Raw genomic sequence first — 20,663 nt, forward strand, 5'->3', positions numbered from 1 at the left:
TATATAGTTCTCCATGACTGGAAACAGTGATATAATGTAGGAAAATGATACCGGCGGTGGTTGAATGGGATATAAGTTAATGGCTTATGGTGGCTATTTTTTATTCTGTCTTTTCTTTTTGCTAATGGATAGCTGGAGAGGCATGGGAATTTGCTTAATAATTGCAGGATTAGCCCTATTAGCACTTGAGCCCTATAAAATTAAAGCCCAAAAAAATATAGATAAACTAAAAGAAAATGCGCAAAAACTTAAGCACTTCGACGGTGGTTTTAATCCAGACAATTTCTTTAATACTTACCAAACTAAAATTGCTTTTAAGGAATCTGAATTCCTTGTGAAAATATATCATCTTAATAGAGATGAACATATTGAAGAATACACAATCCCTTTTTCTAATATTATTGAATCCGAAATTGCTTTGGACAATCAAATAATTTCTAAAGTATCAAAATCGGGAATCGTAGCTGGAGGCCTGTTAGCTGGAGGCATTGGAGCTGCACTTGGAGGATTGTCTGCCTCTTCAATACAAAATGAAATGGTCAAATCCGTCACACTAAAGATTACTGTTGAAGACCTAAGTAAACCTATCCATTACATCGATTTTCTCCCCACACAAGAAGTTGAAGGGTATAATACTCAGGGGTATAAGAAAGATAGCAATATCATTCAACAAGCACTTAAGAATGCAGAATATTGGCATGGTGTTATGGATGTAATTATTAAGAAAGCAAACAAAGTCGCTCAATAACTGAGTGGCTTTTTTCTTTGTCCTCTCCCCTACTGAAAGGAAGTGATTCTTACTTGAGTCAAAACCTCAAAATTATACTAACCCCACAAGCTGATACCTCATCCAAAACTGTCGAACAGTTAAATCAGCAAATTAAATCTCTGGAAAAGAAACTCAATTCCCTCAAGCTCAATACTAATATTGATTCTACAACCTTAAAAGCTCTTCAAGAATTCTCCTCTGCTGTCGATACATATCAAAAAAACCTAAAATCCTATAATCAAACAGTTAAAGAAACCTCAACAGTAATTAAAAATGCTGACGGATCAGTTGAAAAGCTCACCCAGCAGTATAAGAAAAATGGTGAGATACTTCAACGTGAAACAAAAATAATCAATAATCGCAATACTGCTCTAAAGCAAGAAACTCAAGAGGTTAACAAGCTTACACAGGCCACTGAGAAACTAGGTCAGGTTCAAAAAAAGACCGAGCAGAGAAATCTGCAAGGACAACCAACAAAGGTTGTGCAGAAAAATCGCCACGGATTCGATGATATTGTTTATACAACTGATCCTAAAACTAATTCGACCTCTTCAAAAACTACAACTAATTATGACCAACAAAGGAGAGCAATTGAGCAACTTAAGCAAGATCTAGAGAAGCTTAGACAGCAAGGGATTGTTACTGATACGACCATCTCATCTCTTGGCCGAAAAATAAACACAGCTCAATCCGCTCAACAAATTGAAGCACTGCAAAATAAGATAAGGATGCTAGACGATAAATCTGCGGCAGTTGCAAAGAACAACGAATTAAAGAAAACCATTGAATTATATCAGCGACAGGCACAAGTGAATGTCCAAAACCTCAATACACGGTATGGTAGTTCAATGGGGTCTAGTAATAGACAAGCTGTTCAAGATTATTTGAATGCAGTAAATAGTCTTAATGTAAGCACTGGAAGCAATAATATCAGATCACAAATTCAAAGCTTGAATATGCAATTTAGAGAATTAGCCTCCAGCGCTCAAGCAGCTGCTAATCAAGCTTCTTCTTTTGGAGCAGAACTAACCCAAACCTTCAAAAGCATGTCCACCTATTTAATCTCCGGTTCTTTATTCTATGGAGCTATCTCCGGCCTTAAAGAAATGGTATCTCAGGCAATAGAAATTGATACTCTCATGACAAATATTCGCCGTGTTATGAATGAGCCAGACTATAAATATAATGAACTTCTCCAAGAATCTATTGACTTAGGTGATACACTTTCAAATAAAATCACAGATATTCTCCAAATGACAGGCGATTTTGGGAGAATGGGTTTCGATGAAAGTGAACTCTCCACGTTAACGAAAACTGCTCAAGTTCTTCAAAATGTCTCCGATTTAACTCCCGATGATACAGTTAATACTCTTACGGCAGCAATGCTCAACTTTAATATTGCAGCAAATGATTCAATATCAATTGCAGATAAATTAAATGAAGTTGATAATAACTATGCTGTTACAACCCTCGACCTAGCGAATTCTATCCGTAAAGCAGGTTCAACTGCTTCTACATTCGGGGTCGAGTTAAATGATTTAATCGGTTACACAACAGCCATTGCTAGTACAACACGTGAATCAGGGAATATCGTAGGAAACTCTTTAAAGACAATTTTCGCACGAATTGGGAATAATCAAAGCTCAATTAAAGCGTTAGATGAAATCGGTATTTCTGTCAAAACAGCTGGCGGTGAAGCTAAATCAGCAAGTGATTTAATTAGTGAAGTTGCTGGTAAGTGGGATACGCTTTCTGATGCTCAAAAACAAAATACTTCAATTGGAGTAGCTGGTATTTATCAATTATCCCGTTTTAATGCAATGATGAACAACTTCTCTATTGCTCAGAATGCGGCTAAAACTGCGGCTAACTCAACAGGAAGTGCTTGGAGTGAGCAGCAAAAGTATGCAGATAGTCTACAAGCTAGGGTAAATAAGCTTCAAAATAACTTCACTGAATTTGCTATTGCAGCTTCTGATGCTTTTATTAGCGATGGATTAATTGAATTTACTCAAGCAGCAGGTTCTTTGCTTAACGCATCAACAGGAGTAATCAAATCAGTTGGGTTCCTACCTCCCCTATTAGCTGCAGTAAGCACTGCAACCCTTTTGCTCAGTAAGAATACTCGCACATTAGCCACCACCCTAATTTTGGGCACCCGTGCAATGGGGCAAGAAACTTTAGCGACTGCTGGGCTAGAAGCTGGTATGACTCGTGCAGCTGTCGCCTCAAGAGTTCTAAAAACTGCTCTTCGAGGGTTGCTTGTGTCAACATTAGTTGGAGGTGCGTTTGCTGCTTTAGGATGGGCACTAGAATCATTAATTTCATCATTTGCAGAAGCTAAAAAAGCTAAAGATGATTTTGAGCAGAGCCAGCAAACCAATGTCGAAGCAATTACGACCAATAAAGACTCCACTGATAAACTAATACAGCAATATAAAGAGCTTCAAAAGGTTAAAGAGTCAAGATCTTTAACTTCAGATGAAGAGCAAGAATACCTTCAAGTCACTCAGCAATTAGCACAAACTTTCCCTGCATTAGTTAAAGGCTATGATTCTCAAGGAAATGCAATTCTTAAGACAAATAAAGAGCTTGAAAAAGCGATTGAGAATACTAAAGAGTATTTGGATTTAAAGAAACAAGAAACAAGAGACAGTGCAAAGAAAACATTCGAAGACGCTTCTAAGGAAATTAAAAAGTCTAAGAATGAATTAAAGCAGTACAAGCAAATAGCTGACTACAACGACAAAGGTAGACCTAAATGGGATCTCATTGCCGATGACAATGACTATAAGATTGCTGCTGATAAAGCTAAACAAAGTATGCTCAAAGCTCAATCTGACATTGAGAGTGGAAATGCTAAAGTTAAAGATAGCGTCCTTTCAATTGCAAATGCTTATAGTTCAATTGATATCAGTAATACTTTAAAGACGAGTATTAGTGATGTTGTCAACAAACTGAACTTAAAAGACGATTTAGATCCCGAAGAATTAGAAAAATTCTCCTCTTCTTTAGGAAAGCTTCAAGAAAAAATGCAAAAAGCTTTAGATTCAGGTGATGAAAAAGCTTTCGATAATGCAAAAAAAGATCTTCAAAGTCTCTTAGAAACATACTCCAAATCCGATTCTTCTATTGATGTTTTTAAAATGAGCTTCGACAAAGCACAGAAGAACATAAAAGATGGAGATAAGAGCTTATCTTCCGTCAAATCTGAAGTTGGTGATTTGGGTGAGACGCTGGCAGAAGCAGGTAACGAGGCAGAAGATTTTGGTAAGAAGCTAAAAGAAGCTCTGGATGCAAATAGTGTCGATGATATTAAGGCAGCTATTAAAGAAATGTCAGATGCTATGCAGTTTGATTCCGTTCAAGATGCCTTAAATGGGGATATTTTCAATAACACCAAAGATCAAGTGGCTCCTCTCAATGATCTTCTAGAAAAAATGGCTGAAGGTAAAAGCATTTCTGCAAATGAAGCTAATACCCTTATTCAAAAAGATAAGGAACTTGCCAAGGCTATTAGCATTGAAAACGGTGTTGTGAAAATTAACCGTGATGAAGTTATCAAACAAAGAAAAGTTAAACTTGATGCTTACAACGACATGGTTACCTATAGCAACAAATTGATGAAAACAGAAGTTAACAACGCTATCAAAACTTTAAACGCTGATACCTTACGGATTGACAGCCTGAAAAAGCTACGAAAAGAACGAAAGCTTGATATGTCTGAGGCTGAACTGTCAGACCTAGAAGTTAAGTCAATTAATAATGTTGCAGATGCAAAAAAAGAACTTAAAAAGCTTGAAGAGAAAATGCTTCAACCTGGTGGGTACTCCAATAGTCAAATTGAAGCAATGCAAAGCGTTAAATCAGCTTTAGAATCTTATATTTCAGCATCTGAAGAAGCCACCAGCACACAAGAAATGAATAAACAGGCACTTGTTGAAGCTGGAACATCTTTGGAGAATTGGACAGATCAACAAGAAAAAGCCAATGAAGAAACCAAGACTTCCATGTATGTTGTTGATAAATACAAGGAAGCATTAGAAAAAGTTAATGCTGAGATTGACAAGTACAACAAGCAGGTCAATGATTATCCAAAATACTCTCAGAAATATCGAGATGCAATTAAGAAAGAAATTAAAGCACTTCAGCAAAAGAAAAAGCTGATGCAGGAACAAGCTAAGTTGCTTAAAGATCAAATTAAATCCGGTAACATTACTCAATACGGTATTGTAACCTCTACAACTTCTTCTAGCGGAACCCCCTCCTCAACTGGTGGATCATATTCAGGCAAGTATTCAAGCTACATAAATTCAGCAGCTAGTAAATACAATGTTGACCCTGCCCTTATTGCAGCTGTAATTCAGCAAGAATCAGGGTTTAATGCTAAAGCACGATCTGGTGTAGGTGCCATGGGATTAATGCAACTGATGCCAGCAACAGCAAAAAGCTTAGGAGTAAATAACGCTTACGATCCTTATCAAAATGTTATGGGTGGAACAAAGTACCTCGCCCAACAACTTGAAAAGTTTGGCGGAAATGTTGAAAAAGCATTGGCTGCATATAATGCTGGGCCTGGTAACGTAATTAAATATGGTGGTATCCCCCCTTTTAAAGAAACACAGAATTACGTCAAGAAGATCATGGCCAACTACAGCAAATCCCTCTCCTCTGCCACTTCTTCAATCGCCAGCTATTATACAAATAATAGCGCTTTTAGGGTAAGCTCCAAATATGGACAACAGGAATCTGGTCTCCGCTCCTCCCCACATAAAGGAACTGATTTTGCTGCAAAAGCAGGTACAGCAATTAAATCTCTTCAAAGTGGTAAAGTCCAAATTGCTGGCTACAGTAAAACTGCAGGTAACTGGGTTGTTATTAAACAAGATGATGGAACAGTTGCCAAGTACATGCACATGCTTAACACTCCTTCTGTTAAAACAGGTCAATCAGTTAAAGCCGGTCAAACTATTGGTAAAGTTGGTAGCACAGGGAACTCAACTGGAAACCACCTTCATTTACAGATCGAACAAAATGGAAAAACAATCGATCCTGAAAAGTACATGCAAGGTATTGGAACTTCTATTTCAGATGCGTCACAAGCTGAGGCAGAACGGCAACAAGGGATAGCCCAGGCTAAATCTGATCTTCTCTCCCTTCAAGGAGATATAGATTCAGTCAATGATCAGATTCAAGAACTTCAGTATGAACTAGTTCAATCCAAACTAGATGAGTTTGATAAAAGAATTGGGGATTTTGATGTTCGGATAGCTAAAGATGAATCAATGGCTAACCGATACACTTCTGACAGCAAGGAATTCCGCAAATACACCTCTGATCAGAAAAAAGCTGTTGCAGAACAAGCTAAAATCCAACAACAAAAAGTTAATTGGATTCAAAAAGAAATAAAAACAAATAAAGCATTGAACTCCGCTCAACGTGCCCAGCTTCAAGAAGAGCTTAAACAAGCCAAACTAGATTTAATTTCTGTTCAAGATCAGGTTCGTGAGCTACAGAAGCAACTTGTCCAATCTAAAGTTGATGAGACGCTTAAGTCAATTGAAAAGTCATCTTCTAAAACCCAAGGGAAAATTAAAGATGTTGATAATAAAATTTCAATGACTGAAGAAGATGAGGACAAGGTTAAGTACTATAGCAAACAGATAAAGCTCATTCAGCAACAACAAAAGGAAGCCAAAAAATATATCAAACAGCTTGAAGAGCAAAAGAAAGCTGCGAAAGGTTTCCCTGACATCCAGGAACAGATCACTGAAGAAATCGAAAACTGGAAAGATAAACAGAAAGATTTTAACCTTGAGCTTTATAACACCAAGAAATCGATCAAGGATATTTATAAATCATTGGCTGATGAAGTTGTATCCATCTACAAAGAGATGTACGAAAAAATGCGGGATATTGAGTTAGAAGCCCATCAGAAAGCGACACAAGATAAGATTGATGAGATCGACAAAGAAGACGAAGAAGCTAAATATCAAAAGGAATTGAAGGAGAAAAACCAAGCAATACAGGAAACAAAAGATAAGATCAGTAAACTTTCCATGGACGACTCCTCTGAGGCTAAATCGCAAGTCAAAGACCTAGAGAAACAACTTCAAGAACAACAGGAAGCTTTGGATGAGTATATAAAAGATCGTAGCAACACAAAACGGAAAGAAGCCCTTCAAGATCAGCTTGATAAAGATGAAGAATCAATTAACAACAAGTACGATGACCTGGTAAATGATGAACGAGCATTCAAAAAGCTTGAAGATAAGCTTATGGATGGTAAAATCACTGATATCGCTAAACAGCTTAATGAATTCACCAAGTTCATTAACGAGAATATGAGGTCGATTGGGAAAAGTATTTCCAATAACTTGATTGATAAGCTTAAGGACGCTGCCAGTGCATTAAATACCGTTACAACTGGAAATACAACAGGTAAAAAGGTGTCATCATTTGCTTCTGGTGGATATACAGGCACAGGACTTGGAGCAGGTAAGCTTGCATTCTTACATGACAAGGAACTTATTTTAAACAAGACAGATACTGAAAACATGCTGGAAGCTGTGAAACAAGTTCGTCAAACGTCCACTGATAATTCAGTAAAGACTACCTCTAAATGGGGTCAACCTGGTAAAATTTCAGATGTTTTAAGTAAGAGTATTTCTCTTGTTACACCAGCAATGAACGCTGCAGTTGCTAGTCAAACAAGTCTAACTAAAGGCTTAATTCCAACTCTTAAGAACTTCTCGACACCTACTGTAACCCCTTCTACACCTCAAGGAAATACATCAAACAATCAGAACTCATTCACAATTAATGTAACAGAAGCTAGTAATGCTAAAGAAACTGCAAGCTTAGTGTACAAACAATTAGCAAATGGTCTTAAAAATACTGGACTGAATTTCAACATAACATGAGTCGGCTAAAACCGGCTCTTTTTATATTGGGGGTGAAAAATTGATTAGACAGAGCCAATATTTCCTGTTTGACAACGAAAAGTCCATTGACTACGGAGTGGAAAACGTTAATACAGAGTCTGGGTTAGTTGAGGAATCTTTTTTGGGTTCACGATCAGTTAATGAAACTTATGTAAAAGGAAGATCAGAGCCGTACACTGAAGGTGTCAAAAGAGAAGCAAAACAATTTCCTTTAAACTTTTATGTTGGTGAAAATTATGATGAGAAAAAAATAAGAGCAATTAAGCGCTGGCTAGATGTTGATGATTACAAGCCCTTAGCTTTCAGTGAAAATTTAGACATTGTGTATTATGCAATGCCCGTAGATACCAGTGATCTAGTCCATAATGCGGCTAGACATGGATATGTTCGTTTGACAATGAAATGCAACTCCCCTTATGCATATAGTCGAAACACAAGTACTCATTCCTTTGATATATCATCAGGAATGAAAACCATTGAACTCCATAACAAAGGCGATGTTGCGATTTACCCTACTGTTGAAATTTTTAAAATTGGCGACGGCGATGTAAAAATCGAGAACCTGAGTGATTATACTGATCCCTTTATATTCAGCAATCTAAAAGACAGAGAAATTGTTAAAGTGAATGGTGATAAAGAAATAATCGAGTCGTCTTTATATGGGAATGAAAGATATGATGATTTCAATGACAATTATATTAGATTGGATTACGGAAAAAACCGATTAAAAGTGACTGGAAAATGCAAACTGAGACTCACTTTCAGATTTAAGTATCGGTAAGAAGGTGAAAAATTGATAACTATTCGCAAGGATACAGAGATAAAAAACATACGCTTATCCCTTGCTAAGCCAGATAAGACTAAAATAGCCAACATTGATGAAGTTCTGAATCCAACTGTAACTTTAAATCATGGAAGCAGCGTTCACGAACTCTCCTTCTCTATTCCACTTAAGGCCACCTATGATGGGGTCATTAAAAGGAATCATGTTGTAGATTTACTAAAACCCTGGTACCTAATTAAAACTGAGTTTTATGGGCTCACGATTTGGTTTATTATCACAAAAAGAACCAAGTCATTCAGCAGTGAAATGGATACTGTACAAGTTGAGTGCAGATCTCTTCAACATGAATTGAGCAGAATAAGCGTTCTTAAATATGAGGAGACATCTAAAAACCTCCAGGAAGTAGTTACAGACTGTTTAAAGAATACTAGTTGGACGGTTGGATACATAGATACTCTCTTTAACATAAAACGAAGACAGTTTGATGTATCATCAACTAACAAGCTTGATTTTTTATATTCAATCTGCGAGAAGTTCGATGCAGTTCCAGTCTTTGATACCGTAAAAGAAACTGTAAGCTTCTATAAAGAATCCGACATTTCCAAATACAAAGGCCTTAAACTGAACCCTCGGCAATATATGATTAGCATGGACGATTCTGAGGATGCAGACGAATTGGTAACAAGACTATATGCTACTGGAAAAGATGGTATCAGTATTAATTCAGTGAACCCAACTGGGCAATCCTACATTGATGACTTTTCTTATTTCCTCTTCCCCTTTCAACGTGACGAACAACGAAATGTTATTTCTCACAGTGCCTATATGCCAGATGAACTTTGTCATGCAATTCTTGATTACAATGACCTTGTTAACAACGAAGGAAATGCGTTTAATAAACTTCTCACCCAAAAGAACGAAGCTGAAACTAGTTTAACCGAATTGAATAATGAGCTTTACACCCTTGATCTTGAAGTCCAAAAGCTATTAGATCGAATTGAAGTTGCGAAGAAAGCTGGAGATGACACAAGTCAACTGAAAGCTCAACTCGCCATAAAGCAGAAAGTAGTTTCAGAAAAGAAAGTCCAAATTGCTACGATTGAATCAACAATTTCTCAAATATCGGCTTCAATTTCTAAGCTTAAAGAAAAGCTTTCATTTGAGAACAATTTTAGTGAAAATCAGCAAAAACTGCTCTCACGTTTCATTTCGACAACTGAGTGGTCAAATGACAGCATCTATGATGAGAATGAACTTTATGATGATGCCAACGAAGAACTCGAAAGTCGCAATACACCGCCAGTAAATGTAACACTCGATATAGTAAACTTTTTTAACTGTCTTAGTGAAAAACATAACTGGGATAGGCTCAGTTTAGGAGACATAGTACGAGTTCAACAGAATGATTTAAATACGGATATTAAAGCCATACTTTCAGCAATAACAATTGATTTTGAACAATCAAATATTAGTGTCACAATTACAAATGGAAAAAGAGTTCAATCTGATTTTGAGAAAATCATAAAAACCGTTTACAGAACAAATAAAATAAGTACTGAATTAAACAAAAGAAAGATTGAATGGGACAAAGTAACTGAAAACTTCAATATCCGAAATGACAGAATCTCAGTGCAGCCAGCACCCCCTACCATTACTTCTGACGGCACGGCAATTACACATAAGGTAAATGATAATGGGTCAGTTGATATAACCATTCAGTGGGACTATGTTGATTCCGATGAGGACAAATACAACATTGATGGATTTGAGGTTTACTTACACGGTAGTGATGACAATGAGGAGTACACATTTGGCTCTGTGCAAGCCAGTGAAAATTTACAAAATGTTAAATATGACAGACGCACAGCCACTTTTACCGGATTACCTTCAAATATGTACTACACTATCGGTGTTCAAGCTTATCGAAGAGTAGATGCAGATATAGATATAAATCAGATTCTTCTTTCGGATATAGTTAAATCAAGTCATCCTTCTGAAAACCCCTACCTCCCTTCTCCATCTATCGAAGTAAAAGGAAGCCTTAGTGGAAAAGTTAATGGTCTCTATACAATCTCCACAGAAACTAAGCCAGAAGATCCAGAGACAGGGACAATTTGGATCAATCCCCAGAACAATAAACAAGAACTGTTTAACGGAGAAGAATGGATTGTCTCATCTGCAGGTTCAGCAGACTCCTTAAATGGTTTTACAGCTTCTACAACCACCTCGCCAAATTCAATACCAGTGCGCAATGAATTAGGAATTATTAGTGGTTCAATAGACGGTAATGCAGAGTTGTTAGGTGGACGACCAGCATCAGATTATGTATTAGCTCAAAATATTCCCCTACCTCCTAAGTTCGCAAAGGGTGTTTATATAGGAGACGGTACTCCAAGTAAACAAATCCCCCTCTCCTTTACTCCAGATCTAGTCAAAATAACTCCAATTTCAACTGAAGACAGTATGCTGGTTATTGAAAGTCCTACAGGTGGTTATGCCTATCAATGTACATGGTCTGGCCTCTCTCTAATTGGCGGAGATTTAAGCTACGGATCTTTAGGCGATAAAATCTTTTTAACTGGCTCAGATGAAAATTTTAGAGGAAACAAATTAAATGTCAAATATATATGGGAAGCTTACCAGCAAAATTAAACGGAGGTGATTAATCTGACCGACTTTGCTGAATTGTATAACGATCCAATTTTAAGTAAAAAAAGAAAAGGTTCAGTTGATGATCCCTATCTGACTTATAATGAGACATTAACTGTCTATAACGGCAGAGTACTTCTGACTGAGATTCCAAACAGAGAGTTTCGTGTCGAAGTTATAGGAAGTAACAAGGAATGGCGAGAAATTGAAGAAGGTAAACTTGAAGACAATTATTTTAAGGTTGATTACCTTATGGGAGTTGTCTTTTTTAATGCTTCAAATGAAGGAAAATCACTCACCTTTAATTATAGTGGTGAAGGTGCTGCCTTCTTCCCCGCCACTCGAATTTGGATTAAACGTCAAGGTAACATGGTTGTAGAGACTCTGCAAGGACTTATTGATGATGCTGAAGATGCAATAATACGGATGAATGAGAGAATCGCCGAGTGTGAACGAGTAACAAAACGATGCATCGAAATAACAAACTGGTGTAGACAAGCAACTTCTGATTATGAGTATGTAGTTGAGAACACTAGAAAAATATACTTGCCGATGGTTTATACATATCAAGATTTAATGAACACTTATCCAAATCCTCAAATTGGATGGGTTGTTACTGTTAGAGAAACCGGTATCGAATATCGTTGGGACGGTTTTGACTGGATTAATATTAGTATTTCAGATCAATATGATGGTTACGATGTAGTTTCCAGTTATGTTGAACCCTATAACATAAGAACAATATGGCTTAGGACGAACAACGCTCCTGTAAGAAAACGAGTAAAGACATCGGCGAATACTCCTGACGGTAGCATGATTTGGATTCGTAAGGAATAAAGGAGGACACATACATTGAGCAATAATTTAATTCCAGTAAATACAATGGGGTATTACGATGAAGAGAAAGAACAATGGATACCTGTAGATGCTGTTGGCTTAAAATCAAATAATAATAGATACACTGCTGATGATATTAATCAGAAGTTCATTACAACAGATAATAAGATTGGTAATGTTGATAGTATTAAAGCAGAAGGAAGCTCTTTATCTGAAAAGATTATAAATGAATTTAACTACAGAGGGATAAATATTACCTGGTTAGGTGCGAAAGGTGACGGTGCTACCGATGATTCAACTGTCTTTTCTGAGATTGAGTCAAATTATCAGGATAAAACTTTTGATTTAGCTGGAAAAACCTATGTTGTTTCTTCGTTTCCAAGAAAAAATAAATATGTTAATGGTTATTTCAAGATAGGCTCCCAAACATTCTACTCCGGTTACGTTTCTATCATACAATCAGGTAATTCAAATGTTATTATTGGGCGCAATGCAGCAAAAAACTTCCGGCCTGGTGATCAATACACTGGAGTAGCCGGGCATAATTTAATTGCTATCGGTGATAATGCAATGCTTGCTGCCAGCCAAAATTCTAAAAACTCGATTGCAGTTGGTTTAAACGCTTTAAGTTCTAATGAATACGGTTTTTATAACATTGCAATAGGACAGAAAAGTCAATCTTCCTCCAATGGTGTTCAAGGACAAAAGTTTCCTGGCACAAGAAATGTTTCCATTGGTGATCACACATTAATGTTTAACAAAGACGGTTATTTAAATATTGCCATGGGTAGAAATGCCCTACAGACAAATGAACATAGTAAATGGAATGTAGCTTTAGGCGCTGGTTCAATGTCTGGCTATGCCCCTCTAGACCTCGACGGTTCTTCTATTGTTAACAACACTCCTCAATCTTTTGTGTGTTCAACTGGCGTAGGGTTAAACACTTTATCGATGTCAAACGGAAATGATAATACCGCCATTGGAGCAAACGCTGCAAAAGAACTCAAAAAAGGTGATCGCAATACTGCTATAGGCGCTTATGCTATGGAGTCGTTTGAAAAAGATGTTTCTTTTGAAGGAAACGAAAGAGTTATCTCAGAGTTATATGGAACTTATGAATGGCGTGACCAAACTATTACAGTAAATATGCCAAAACATGGTCTACAGTCTGGTTACAAAGTTTTATTGTCAGTTAACAATAGAGAAGCAATTTATTTTACAGTAACTGGAGCTACCACAGACACCTTCACAGTATCTACAAATATTAAAGCCTCAACTCCCGAAACAGGCACCTTGTTAATGAAAGAATACAGTACAACTACATCTGTATCTAAAAGTTACGATAATACTGCAGTCGGAATAAAAAGCATGTATCAAGCAACTCGCGGAAACTTCAATACAGGATTAGGCGGATTCTCACTTTCTAAAAATGGTGGCGATAGAAATACTGCAGTTGGTTACTTAGCACTTGCGAGCAATGTTACAGGTACAAACAATACAGCTCTAGGCTATGGTGCTTTAAGGTTTATGACAGGTGGCGCCGAATTAAAAGACATTTCGAACTCAACTGGTATCGGATTTAATTCAAGGGTATCAGGGAGTAATCAAATTCAACTAGGTAATGGCGACGCAACTCCTTATTCATTCAATCCGCTTCAAAACAGGTCAGATTTGCGAGATAAAGCTGATATTAGAGACACTGTATTGGGATTAGATTTTATTAAAAAACTCAGACCTGTTGATTATAAATGGGATATTCGGGACGATTATGTAACTTTTGATCAAGACAATAATGTTATCCAGCTTAAAAAAGATGGTTCCAAAAAGAAAGATCGTTATCATCATGGTGTAATAGCCCAAGAAGTAGAAAGCCTTATTAAGGAAACAGGAGTGGATTTCGGAGGATTCCAACACCATGAAGTTAATGGTGGCGAAGATGTAATGTCAATTGGCTACACTGAATTTATTGCACCTCTAATAAAAGCAGTTCAAGAGCTTTCTGCTAAGGTTGAAAAACAAGCAGAAGAAATAGCAGTGCTTAAGAACTCATAATACAACCTTTTAGGTGGTGGTTATATTCTAGATAAAATATAGATTTTATTCAAAATACATACTTGAAAGACAGAGATAACAAGAGCATACGTGAGATAAAGAGAGATTGGATTTAGTCCCCTTCTCTCTTTTTTGTGCTCAAATTTAATTATTAGGAGAGATGTTTTTATGACAATTCAAGCGAGACAAATGCTCGTACCATCAAGCAAATATACAATTAAATGTCCCTATGCAATGACAGCTGAATATATCACATTCCATAATACAGCCAATGATGTATCAGCAAATAATGAAATTAGCTATATGAGAAATAATAACGCAACCGTATCATATCATTTCGCTGTAGATGATAAAGAAGTTGTTCAAGGACTTCCTACAAATCGGAATGCATGGCACTGCGGTGATGGAGAACATGGCACAGGAAACCGCAAGTCAATTGGTGTGGAAGTTTGTTACTCTAAATCAGGTGGAGAACGTTATAGACAAGCAGAAGCACTGGCAATCAAGTTCATTGCACAACTACTCAAAGAACGTGGCTGGGGAGTTGAGCGAGTTAAGAAGCACCAAGAGTGGTCTGGCAAATATTGTCCTCACCGTGTTTTAGATGAAGGTCGTTGGGATGAAGTTAAAGCTGCAATTGCCGCTGAATTAAAAGCTCTCGGTGGCAAATCAACTACTCCAACTAAAACATCAACCAAACCAACTACATCCTCTTCATCAGCAGCAAGTGGTTCCCTTAAATCAAAAGTTGACGGTCTTCGTTTCTACTCAAAACCATCATGGGAAGATAAAGATGTTGTCGGCACAGTAAATAAAGGCATTGGATTTCCTACAGTTGTTGAGAAAGTTAAAGTCGGATCTGCGTATCAATACAAAGTTAAGAACTCTAAAGGCGCTACATATTACATCACTGCTTCTGACAAATATGTTGATGTTACAGGATCAGTTAAAGCCTCTTCTCCTGCCCCAAAAACAACATCAACTTCTTCAAGCTCCTCATCTATTAAATCCGCGGGAAAAATTAAAATTATCGGTGTATCAAGCGCAGCAATCGTAATGGACAAACCTGATCGAAATAGCTCTAAAAATATTGGCACAGTCAAGCTTGGAAGCACTATTTCAATTTCTGGTTCAGTTAAAGGTAAAAACAATTCCAAAGGTTACTGGGAAGTTATTTATAACGGTAAACGTGGATACATCTCAGGACAGTTTGGTTCAAAAATCTAATTATATTCAATTATCTCGGAGGATATTTGTTGATCTAATGTATCAGTGACTATCCTCTTAATTTAGGAGGTGATGTAATGTCACCTTTCTATATTCATTAAGGGTTGGTGACAAATGGATAATTTTGAGCAAAGCACCATTTCAAGATTAAGTGCACTAGAAGAAAAAGCAAAACACACTAATAACAAGATTGACTCTCTTGAAGAAAGAACAAATGTTATCGGTCGTATAGCTACGCTCGTTGAGCAACAAGTCGAAATTAATAAAGACTCTCAAGCACAATCAAGAGAACAGTTTAGTACTCTTAACGAAATGAGTAACAGTTTAAAAAATCTAAGTAAATCGTATGAAAAACTGGACAATCGAGTTGAAATATTGGAACGCTCTGATTCCACTCGAAAAATTGACCCCTCTCAATTTACAAAAGACCTTGTATTCAAGGTGCTACCAAGTGTGATTGCAACTATTATTGGTGCATGGTTACTCATACATTTTGGTCTTAAATAAAAATGAACAGGAGACGATTAAATGACTAAAATTAACTGGAAAGTAAGACTGAAAAAGAAAACATTTCTTGTCGCAATTTTCTCTGCAACGCTGTTATTCGTACAAGCAATTGCCTCTGCTTTTGGATATGACTTGACTGTATTTGGTGACGAATTGACAGAGAAATTTAATGCACTTCTAACGTTTTTAACTGCAATGGGCATCATTGTTGACCCAACAACTCAAGGTATTTCTGATAGTGAACAAGCAATGGATTATGATTCACCGAGATAACCCCCCCCTACCCTTCTCTTAATTGAGGAGGGTATTTTTTTCGTTTTTTCAAGTTTTGAGCTTATAATCAATTTATTTGTAATTTTCATACAAATCTCTTTACATTTCTTTCCTCCAGTGCAACTATATAATAAAAAGGACATGAAAGGGGTTTGAAACTTGAATACTGAAAAAGTCATTCCTTATGACTTAGTAGCGACAAAAATGAATCATTGGTATGTGGCAATTAAAAAGAATTGGGTCGGTAGAGCAGAGGAAATGCGAAAAGAAGTTATGCAAGAAATAAAGGTTATGGAAGAGAATCAAGATGTCTTGCTATACTACTCTCTACTCGAATTTAGACATAAATTAATGTTAGCGTATATGTACCCTAACGCCATAAAGGACATTGAGAAAAATTATGGTGAGTTAAAAGAATATGCAGGTCATGAAAACTTAACAGGAATGCTCGAATATTACTATTATTTTTTCATGGGCATGTTCTATTTTAGACAAAAAGAGTTGACGTTCTCCCTTAATCACTATAGACAAGCAGAGAAACATTTGGACTCCATCGATAGCGAAGATATTGAAGTTGAAAAAGCTGAATTTTATTTTAAATTATCAGAAGTGTATTACCACATGAAACAAACTTATTTTTCAATGAATTATGCCATGAGAGCCTATAATATTTTTAAAAAGCAACCTGATGTTGATGGAAACTCTACATACGGGGTACAAAAAGTACGCTGTCAATTCGTCATATTTGGCAATTTGCTGGACAGCATGAAGTTTGATGAGGCGTTAAAAAGAGCATATAAAGCTTACCAAGAAGCAGAAGAGCTGAATAAAAATGAGAAGAATCGTGGACATTTGATACGTTCAGCACTGTTTAATATTGGATTATGTTATAATCAAATGGAAGAACTTGATAAAGCATTTTTTCACTTTAATAAGTCGCTCCAAATCATTGAGCCAGAAAACCATGATTATGCAGCTAAAACATTGTTTGTTATCTCCTTCTTAAAAGGAAGGCAAAACGATACTAAAAATGCTCAAGCGTTTTATGAACAATCAAAGCAGATAGCAGAACAGTACAACAATGAAGTAGTTATTGAAAAGCTGAAAATGGTTAAAGGTCTTTTCTTGGACTCGGATTTAAATTTAGTAAGAGAAGCGTTCCAGTTCTTCAGAGAAAGAGGTATGTACCCTGATATGGAAAGCTATGGAGTTGTTGTAGCTGATTTTCTCACAGCAAAAAAAGAAGCTTGGGGTGCAATTGAATTTTATCGTTTGGCAAATGAAGCAAGAAGACAAATTAAAAGGGGAGAAGCAATATGAAAACAAAACTAATTATCTGCGCAGTTCTATTATTCGGTGTTGCCGGAACAGTGGGTGCTTCCTATCTCCAACAACAAAACGATACGCTCAAAGTTGCTGAAAGAGCCGAAACGTAAAAACTAATAACTGAGTAAGGAGAATGGAGGGAGATTCCCTCTATTCTCATGATTTATGTCCACCAGTCAGCCCTGCTCTGTGAAGCGCAGTACCAGCAGGTGTATAAGAAACTGCTCTAAGAATCGCTTTCGATCCGTATTTACTTCTTATCCCATCCATTACAAACCCGAGTTTCCTTCTCTTCTCATTATCCACCTCAAATAAACTCAGCTGCTGATTCACATCATCCTCAATATTTGATAACGTAACTGAGATACTTCTCACTGTTTTATCCGAGTAAAACTTATTAAAAAGCATCAAGCAGCATCTATAAATATCCATCGTGATATTTGTGGGAAGATCAATTGTTTTTGCTCGATGAAATCCACCACCAAGCTCATCCTTGCTGTATCCAATTCCCAGGCTTATTGTTCGACCAACTTTATTGTGTGTACGTGCCCTTCTTGCAACTTCCTCACAAATCTCCAGAAGAACAGCCTTAATCTCTTCTCTCCTTGTGTAATCCCTCAGTAAAATCTGACTCTTACCAAAACTAATCTGCCCTTGCATCAATGGAGCTCCTATTTCAGATAAATCGATTCCATGAGCATGATAATACAACTGGTTTCCCATTATACCGAACTTCTTTTCAAGCAGCTCTAAAGGAAATTTAGCTAACTGACCTACAGTTGATATTCCCATCCGATTCAGATTTCTTTCCATCCTCCCTCCTATCCCCCACATTTTAGACAACGGATGAACCTTCCAGAGTTTATTTGGCACATCTTCATATCTCCAACGTGCAATACCACTCTTCATTTTCTTACTCTCTAGGTCAAGTGCAAGCTTACTCAGCAACATATTATCTCCAATACCCACTGTGCACATTAGGCCAAACTCTCTCCACATGCTGCTTTGGATTGCTTTGGACATTTCTTCAGGATTCATATTGCCTGAATCAAGAAATCCCTCGTCTATGGAGTACATATGTACATATTGTTCAGGAACAAACCTGTAAAACAGCTTTGTAATCTCAGTCGAAACTCTGATGAAAAGCTTCATTTGCGGATTCACAATGTGTATTCTTGGATCTTCAGGTATCTCAAAAAGTCTAGATCCTGTTTTGATTCCAAAATCTTTTTTAAGTGCAGGAGATGCAGCTAATACTACACTTCCCTGTCTCTCCGTATTCCCTACAACAGCAAGATAACAAGTTAAAGGATTAAGCCCCATTGTTACAGCCGATACAGAAGCATAAAAGGATTTCATATCGACACAAAGTATATTCTTACGTGGAAATTGTGAGTAATCAATCATTGTATGTAACTCCTATGATGTTATTCATGTTGATATAGACTGTATTGTCGTTCTGATCTTTAACGTGTAGCTTTTGTTGCTCAAAATTAATGTAATGTACTCTGCCAATGACATTTTCAACTAATCCATTGTTAAAAAGCTTGAATAGCAATTCTTTGTTAAATTCAAGTGCTTCAGAAACGAGAAGATCCATTTCTTCAATTTGTTGATCATCTAGGGATGGCTTTTCTATTTTTGATAAATCAATCAAATCCTGTTTAAGTTGCGTTAAATGTTCTGGGAGCATAATTGACGTGTATTTAATTGTTCCTCGATCTCTAAGCATATAGACTCACTCCTTTATTGATCTAATATTAACAGAACAAATGTTCTTTATTCAATATAAATAAGAACAACAGTTCGATGTAAATGTTGGTAATAAAATATAAAGGTCAATTATGATATATGTAGTATTAATTAAGGAGTGAGATTCTTTTCGACGAAGGAGAGTGTGATGGTGAATGAAGAAGAGGTTAATTGGATTTTTGATTTTAGTTCCTGTTTTGATTATGTCAGGTATATCTTTAACCGAATCAAACAAAAAGGCACCTGAAGAAGTTTTAGAAAGTGCTTGGGATGAATTTGGTTTATTTAGTTTTCAAATTGGAATAACAGATCCGGCAATTACAATTGGCATGGATCAAACCAAAAGTGAAGCAAAGCTCCGTGAATATTTAGAAGATAATCTGTCTAGAGAAGCAAAAGAAAAATATAAGATTTATATATTCAAAGATGATATTTATAAGTTGGAGAAAGAACATCGAGAGTATTTGAAAGCAAATAACCCTAATAAGTAAAACGCCCAGCACTTTTATTAAGCTGGGCGTTGTTTTCGTTATTTAAATAGAATTTCTATAGGCATTAATTGCTTCATTTCGTAACAGCATATTATCTTTATTAACCATGCCTAAGTTATAAGCTTTTTTGATAACATCTAATACCTGTGAATCCATTGTAGAAAGGTTTCCACCTGCAGTAAATCTTAATTTCCAGTCTTCTAAAGACTTATTCAAATCAAGCGTGCTTTTTTTATTCTCGGGTTTAACAATCTCATTTTTCTCAAGTTTTTCGCAAAACTCGTTAAAACCTATGGAAGATTGCTGAGTATTGTTCTGACCGTACCCTTCTGTAGCTAAGCTACAAAAAGCTAAGAATTTTGGATCTTTAGTTACATCATAATTAGAAGTACTAATCACCTGGTTCACTCTCTTTCAAAATCAATTTTTTGGCTATAAAGAAAAGTAGTACCTGAGCTTAGTGCTCTTATCTGAATTGAGTTATTTTGAAGTGCGTCCATAGGAATCTCAAAATATTTATCCCAGCCTATTACCACCTTATTTTGACCAAGGATAGCATCAGATTTAAACATTTTAGCTGTGCCGTCATACAACAGATTTTTACCATCTTTGCCTGTGATAACTGTTAACTTGGTATACCCCATAAACCGAGCTTTCACATATAGTTTATTTCCCTTCAAAACGTTTGGCGCTTTGGTTTGACTAAAAGTGATGTTATCCCAAGCAAAATCGTTTCCGTCTGATGTAATCCCTGTAATTTGTAGATAGTAGAGTGGTAATGCTTCTGCCGCTTTTGCTTTTGATGAATCAGTGAAAGCGAAAGCAACAACTGCTAGAAGAGCAAGCAGTACATATGTAATTCTCTTCTTCATTTCCTAAATCCTCCTTGGTACAAGTTTACATGTTAAATATCGTCAATTGAAGGAAATTGTTTAATATTTGAAATAAAAAAAAGAACCTGCATTAAGCACGTTCTTTTCATACTGTCAATTTATTGTGAATTTTTAACGACAAGGACATTTATGTATAGTATAATATTTCCTGTACATAAA

General features: G+C 36.5%; 15 protein-coding genes. 11 read left to right on the plus strand and 4 right to left on the minus strand.

Going from position 1 to position 20,663, the window contains the following annotated elements:
• The first annotated feature begins 64 nt into the window (after window positions 1–64).
• The 10 genes from ACZ07B_RS01640 to ACZ07B_RS01685 all read left to right on the plus strand — a co-directional run bounded on the left by ACZ07B_RS01640 (window position 65) and on the right by ACZ07B_RS01685 (window position 17,362).
• Window positions 65–748 carry an immunity protein gene (locus tag ACZ07B_RS01640; RefSeq protein WP_106019975.1) on the plus strand — a complete coding sequence of 228 codons (684 nt, stop codon included), beginning with the start codon at window positions 65–67 and terminating at the stop codon, window positions 746–748.
• A gap of 53 nt (window positions 749–801) precedes the next feature.
• Window positions 802–7,692, plus strand: coding sequence for a transglycosylase CwlP (gene cwlP, locus ACZ07B_RS01645; RefSeq protein WP_464876834.1), 6,891 nt, complete (start codon window positions 802–804; stop codon window positions 7,690–7,692).
• Window positions 7,693–7,732: 40 nt separating this feature from the next.
• Window positions 7,733–8,494, plus strand: a complete 762-nt coding sequence (locus ACZ07B_RS01650) for a distal tail protein Dit (protein ID WP_464876835.1) — start codon at window positions 7,733–7,735, stop codon at window positions 8,492–8,494.
• Window positions 8,495–8,506: 12 nt separating this feature from the next.
• A complete protein-coding gene (locus ACZ07B_RS01655) occupies window positions 8,507–11,149 on the plus strand; it encodes a DUF7361 domain-containing protein (RefSeq protein ID WP_464876836.1) in 2,643 nt (880 codons plus the stop codon).
• A 15-nt stretch (window positions 11,150–11,164) separates the two neighbouring features.
• Window positions 11,165–11,983 carry a hypothetical protein gene (locus ACZ07B_RS01660; protein ID WP_464877030.1) on the plus strand — a complete coding sequence of 273 codons (819 nt, stop codon included), beginning with the start codon at window positions 11,165–11,167 and terminating at the stop codon, window positions 11,981–11,983.
• Between the two features lie 15 nt (window positions 11,984–11,998).
• On the plus strand, window positions 11,999–14,035 hold the full coding sequence (locus tag ACZ07B_RS01665) for a tail fiber domain-containing protein (protein WP_464876837.1): 2,037 nt from the start codon (window positions 11,999–12,001) through the stop codon (window positions 14,033–14,035).
• 168 nt (window positions 14,036–14,203) lie between these two features.
• Window positions 14,204–15,262: a peptidoglycan recognition protein family protein gene (locus tag ACZ07B_RS01670; protein WP_464876838.1), complete on the plus strand. Its 1,059-nt coding sequence runs from the start codon at window positions 14,204–14,206 to the stop codon at window positions 15,260–15,262.
• A 114-nt stretch (window positions 15,263–15,376) separates the two neighbouring features.
• Window positions 15,377–15,769, plus strand: a complete 393-nt coding sequence (locus ACZ07B_RS01675; RefSeq protein WP_017696898.1) for a hypothetical protein — start codon at window positions 15,377–15,379, stop codon at window positions 15,767–15,769.
• Between the two features lie 21 nt (window positions 15,770–15,790).
• Window positions 15,791–16,042 carry a phage holin gene (locus ACZ07B_RS01680; RefSeq protein ID WP_216394093.1) on the plus strand — a complete coding sequence of 84 codons (252 nt, stop codon included), beginning with the start codon at window positions 15,791–15,793 and terminating at the stop codon, window positions 16,040–16,042.
• Between the two features lie 159 nt (window positions 16,043–16,201).
• The gene (locus tag ACZ07B_RS01685; RefSeq protein ID WP_464876839.1) at window positions 16,202–17,362 is read left to right on the plus strand and encodes a response regulator aspartate phosphatase; all 1,161 of its coding nucleotides are present in this window, start codon (window positions 16,202–16,204) and stop codon (window positions 17,360–17,362) included.
• 162 nt (window positions 17,363–17,524) lie between these two features.
• Here the strand turns inward: ACZ07B_RS01685 and ACZ07B_RS01690 are convergent, their stop codons facing one another.
• Window positions 17,525–18,775, minus strand: a complete 1,251-nt coding sequence (locus ACZ07B_RS01690; protein ID WP_464876840.1) for a Y-family DNA polymerase — start codon at window positions 18,773–18,775, stop codon at window positions 17,525–17,527.
• Window positions 18,768–19,100: a YolD-like family protein gene (locus ACZ07B_RS01695; RefSeq protein ID WP_268274598.1), complete on the minus strand. Its 333-nt coding sequence runs from the start codon at window positions 19,098–19,100 to the stop codon at window positions 18,768–18,770. Before ACZ07B_RS01695 ends, ACZ07B_RS01690 begins: the two co-directional genes overlap by 8 nt.
• 175 nt (window positions 19,101–19,275) lie before the next feature.
• On the opposite strand from ACZ07B_RS01695, the gene ACZ07B_RS01700 reads away from it, so the two are divergent.
• Window positions 19,276–19,611, plus strand: coding sequence for a hypothetical protein (locus ACZ07B_RS01700; RefSeq protein WP_464876841.1), 336 nt, complete (start codon window positions 19,276–19,278; stop codon window positions 19,609–19,611).
• A 42-nt stretch (window positions 19,612–19,653) separates the two neighbouring features.
• Here ACZ07B_RS01700 and ACZ07B_RS01705 read toward each other — a convergent pair whose 3' ends face one another.
• Together ACZ07B_RS01705 and ACZ07B_RS01710 are read right to left on the minus strand one after the other, a co-directional pair.
• Complete coding sequence (locus tag ACZ07B_RS01705) at window positions 19,654–20,010, minus strand: hypothetical protein (protein WP_072566416.1); 357 nt, start codon at window positions 20,008–20,010, stop codon at window positions 19,654–19,656.
• A gap of 5 nt (window positions 20,011–20,015) precedes the next feature.
• Entirely contained in the window at window positions 20,016–20,483 is a 468-nt protein-coding gene (locus ACZ07B_RS01710; protein WP_268274600.1) for a DUF4879 domain-containing protein, read from the minus strand.
• Window positions 20,484–20,663: the final 180 nt, after the last annotated feature.

This window comes from Bacillus sp. 9.4 (genome assembly GCF_055486415.1).

Bases quoted from the DNA above. Each gene is read 5' to 3' on its own strand.
- ACZ07B_RS01640 (WP_106019975.1), top strand. From the start codon at position 65: ATGGGATATAAGTTAATGGCTTATGGTGGCTATTTTTTATTCTGTCTT.
- ACZ07B_RS01670 (WP_464876838.1), top strand. From the start codon at position 14,204: ATGACAATTCAAGCGAGACAAATGCTCGTACCATCAAGCAAATATACA.
- ACZ07B_RS01675 (WP_017696898.1), top strand. From the start codon at position 15,377: ATGGATAATTTTGAGCAAAGCACCATTTCAAGATTAAGTGCACTAGAA.
- ACZ07B_RS01680 (WP_216394093.1), top strand. From the start codon at position 15,791: ATGACTAAAATTAACTGGAAAGTAAGACTGAAAAAGAAAACATTTCTT.
- ACZ07B_RS01690 (WP_464876840.1), bottom strand. From the start codon at position 18,775: ATGATTGATTACTCACAATTTCCACGTAAGAATATACTTTGTGTCGAT.
- ACZ07B_RS01695 (WP_268274598.1), bottom strand. From the start codon at position 19,100: ATGCTTAGAGATCGAGGAACAATTAAATACACGTCAATTATGCTCCCA.
- ACZ07B_RS01700 (WP_464876841.1), top strand. From the start codon at position 19,276: ATGAAGAAGAGGTTAATTGGATTTTTGATTTTAGTTCCTGTTTTGATT.
- ACZ07B_RS01710 (WP_268274600.1), bottom strand. From the start codon at position 20,483: ATGAAGAAGAGAATTACATATGTACTGCTTGCTCTTCTAGCAGTTGTT.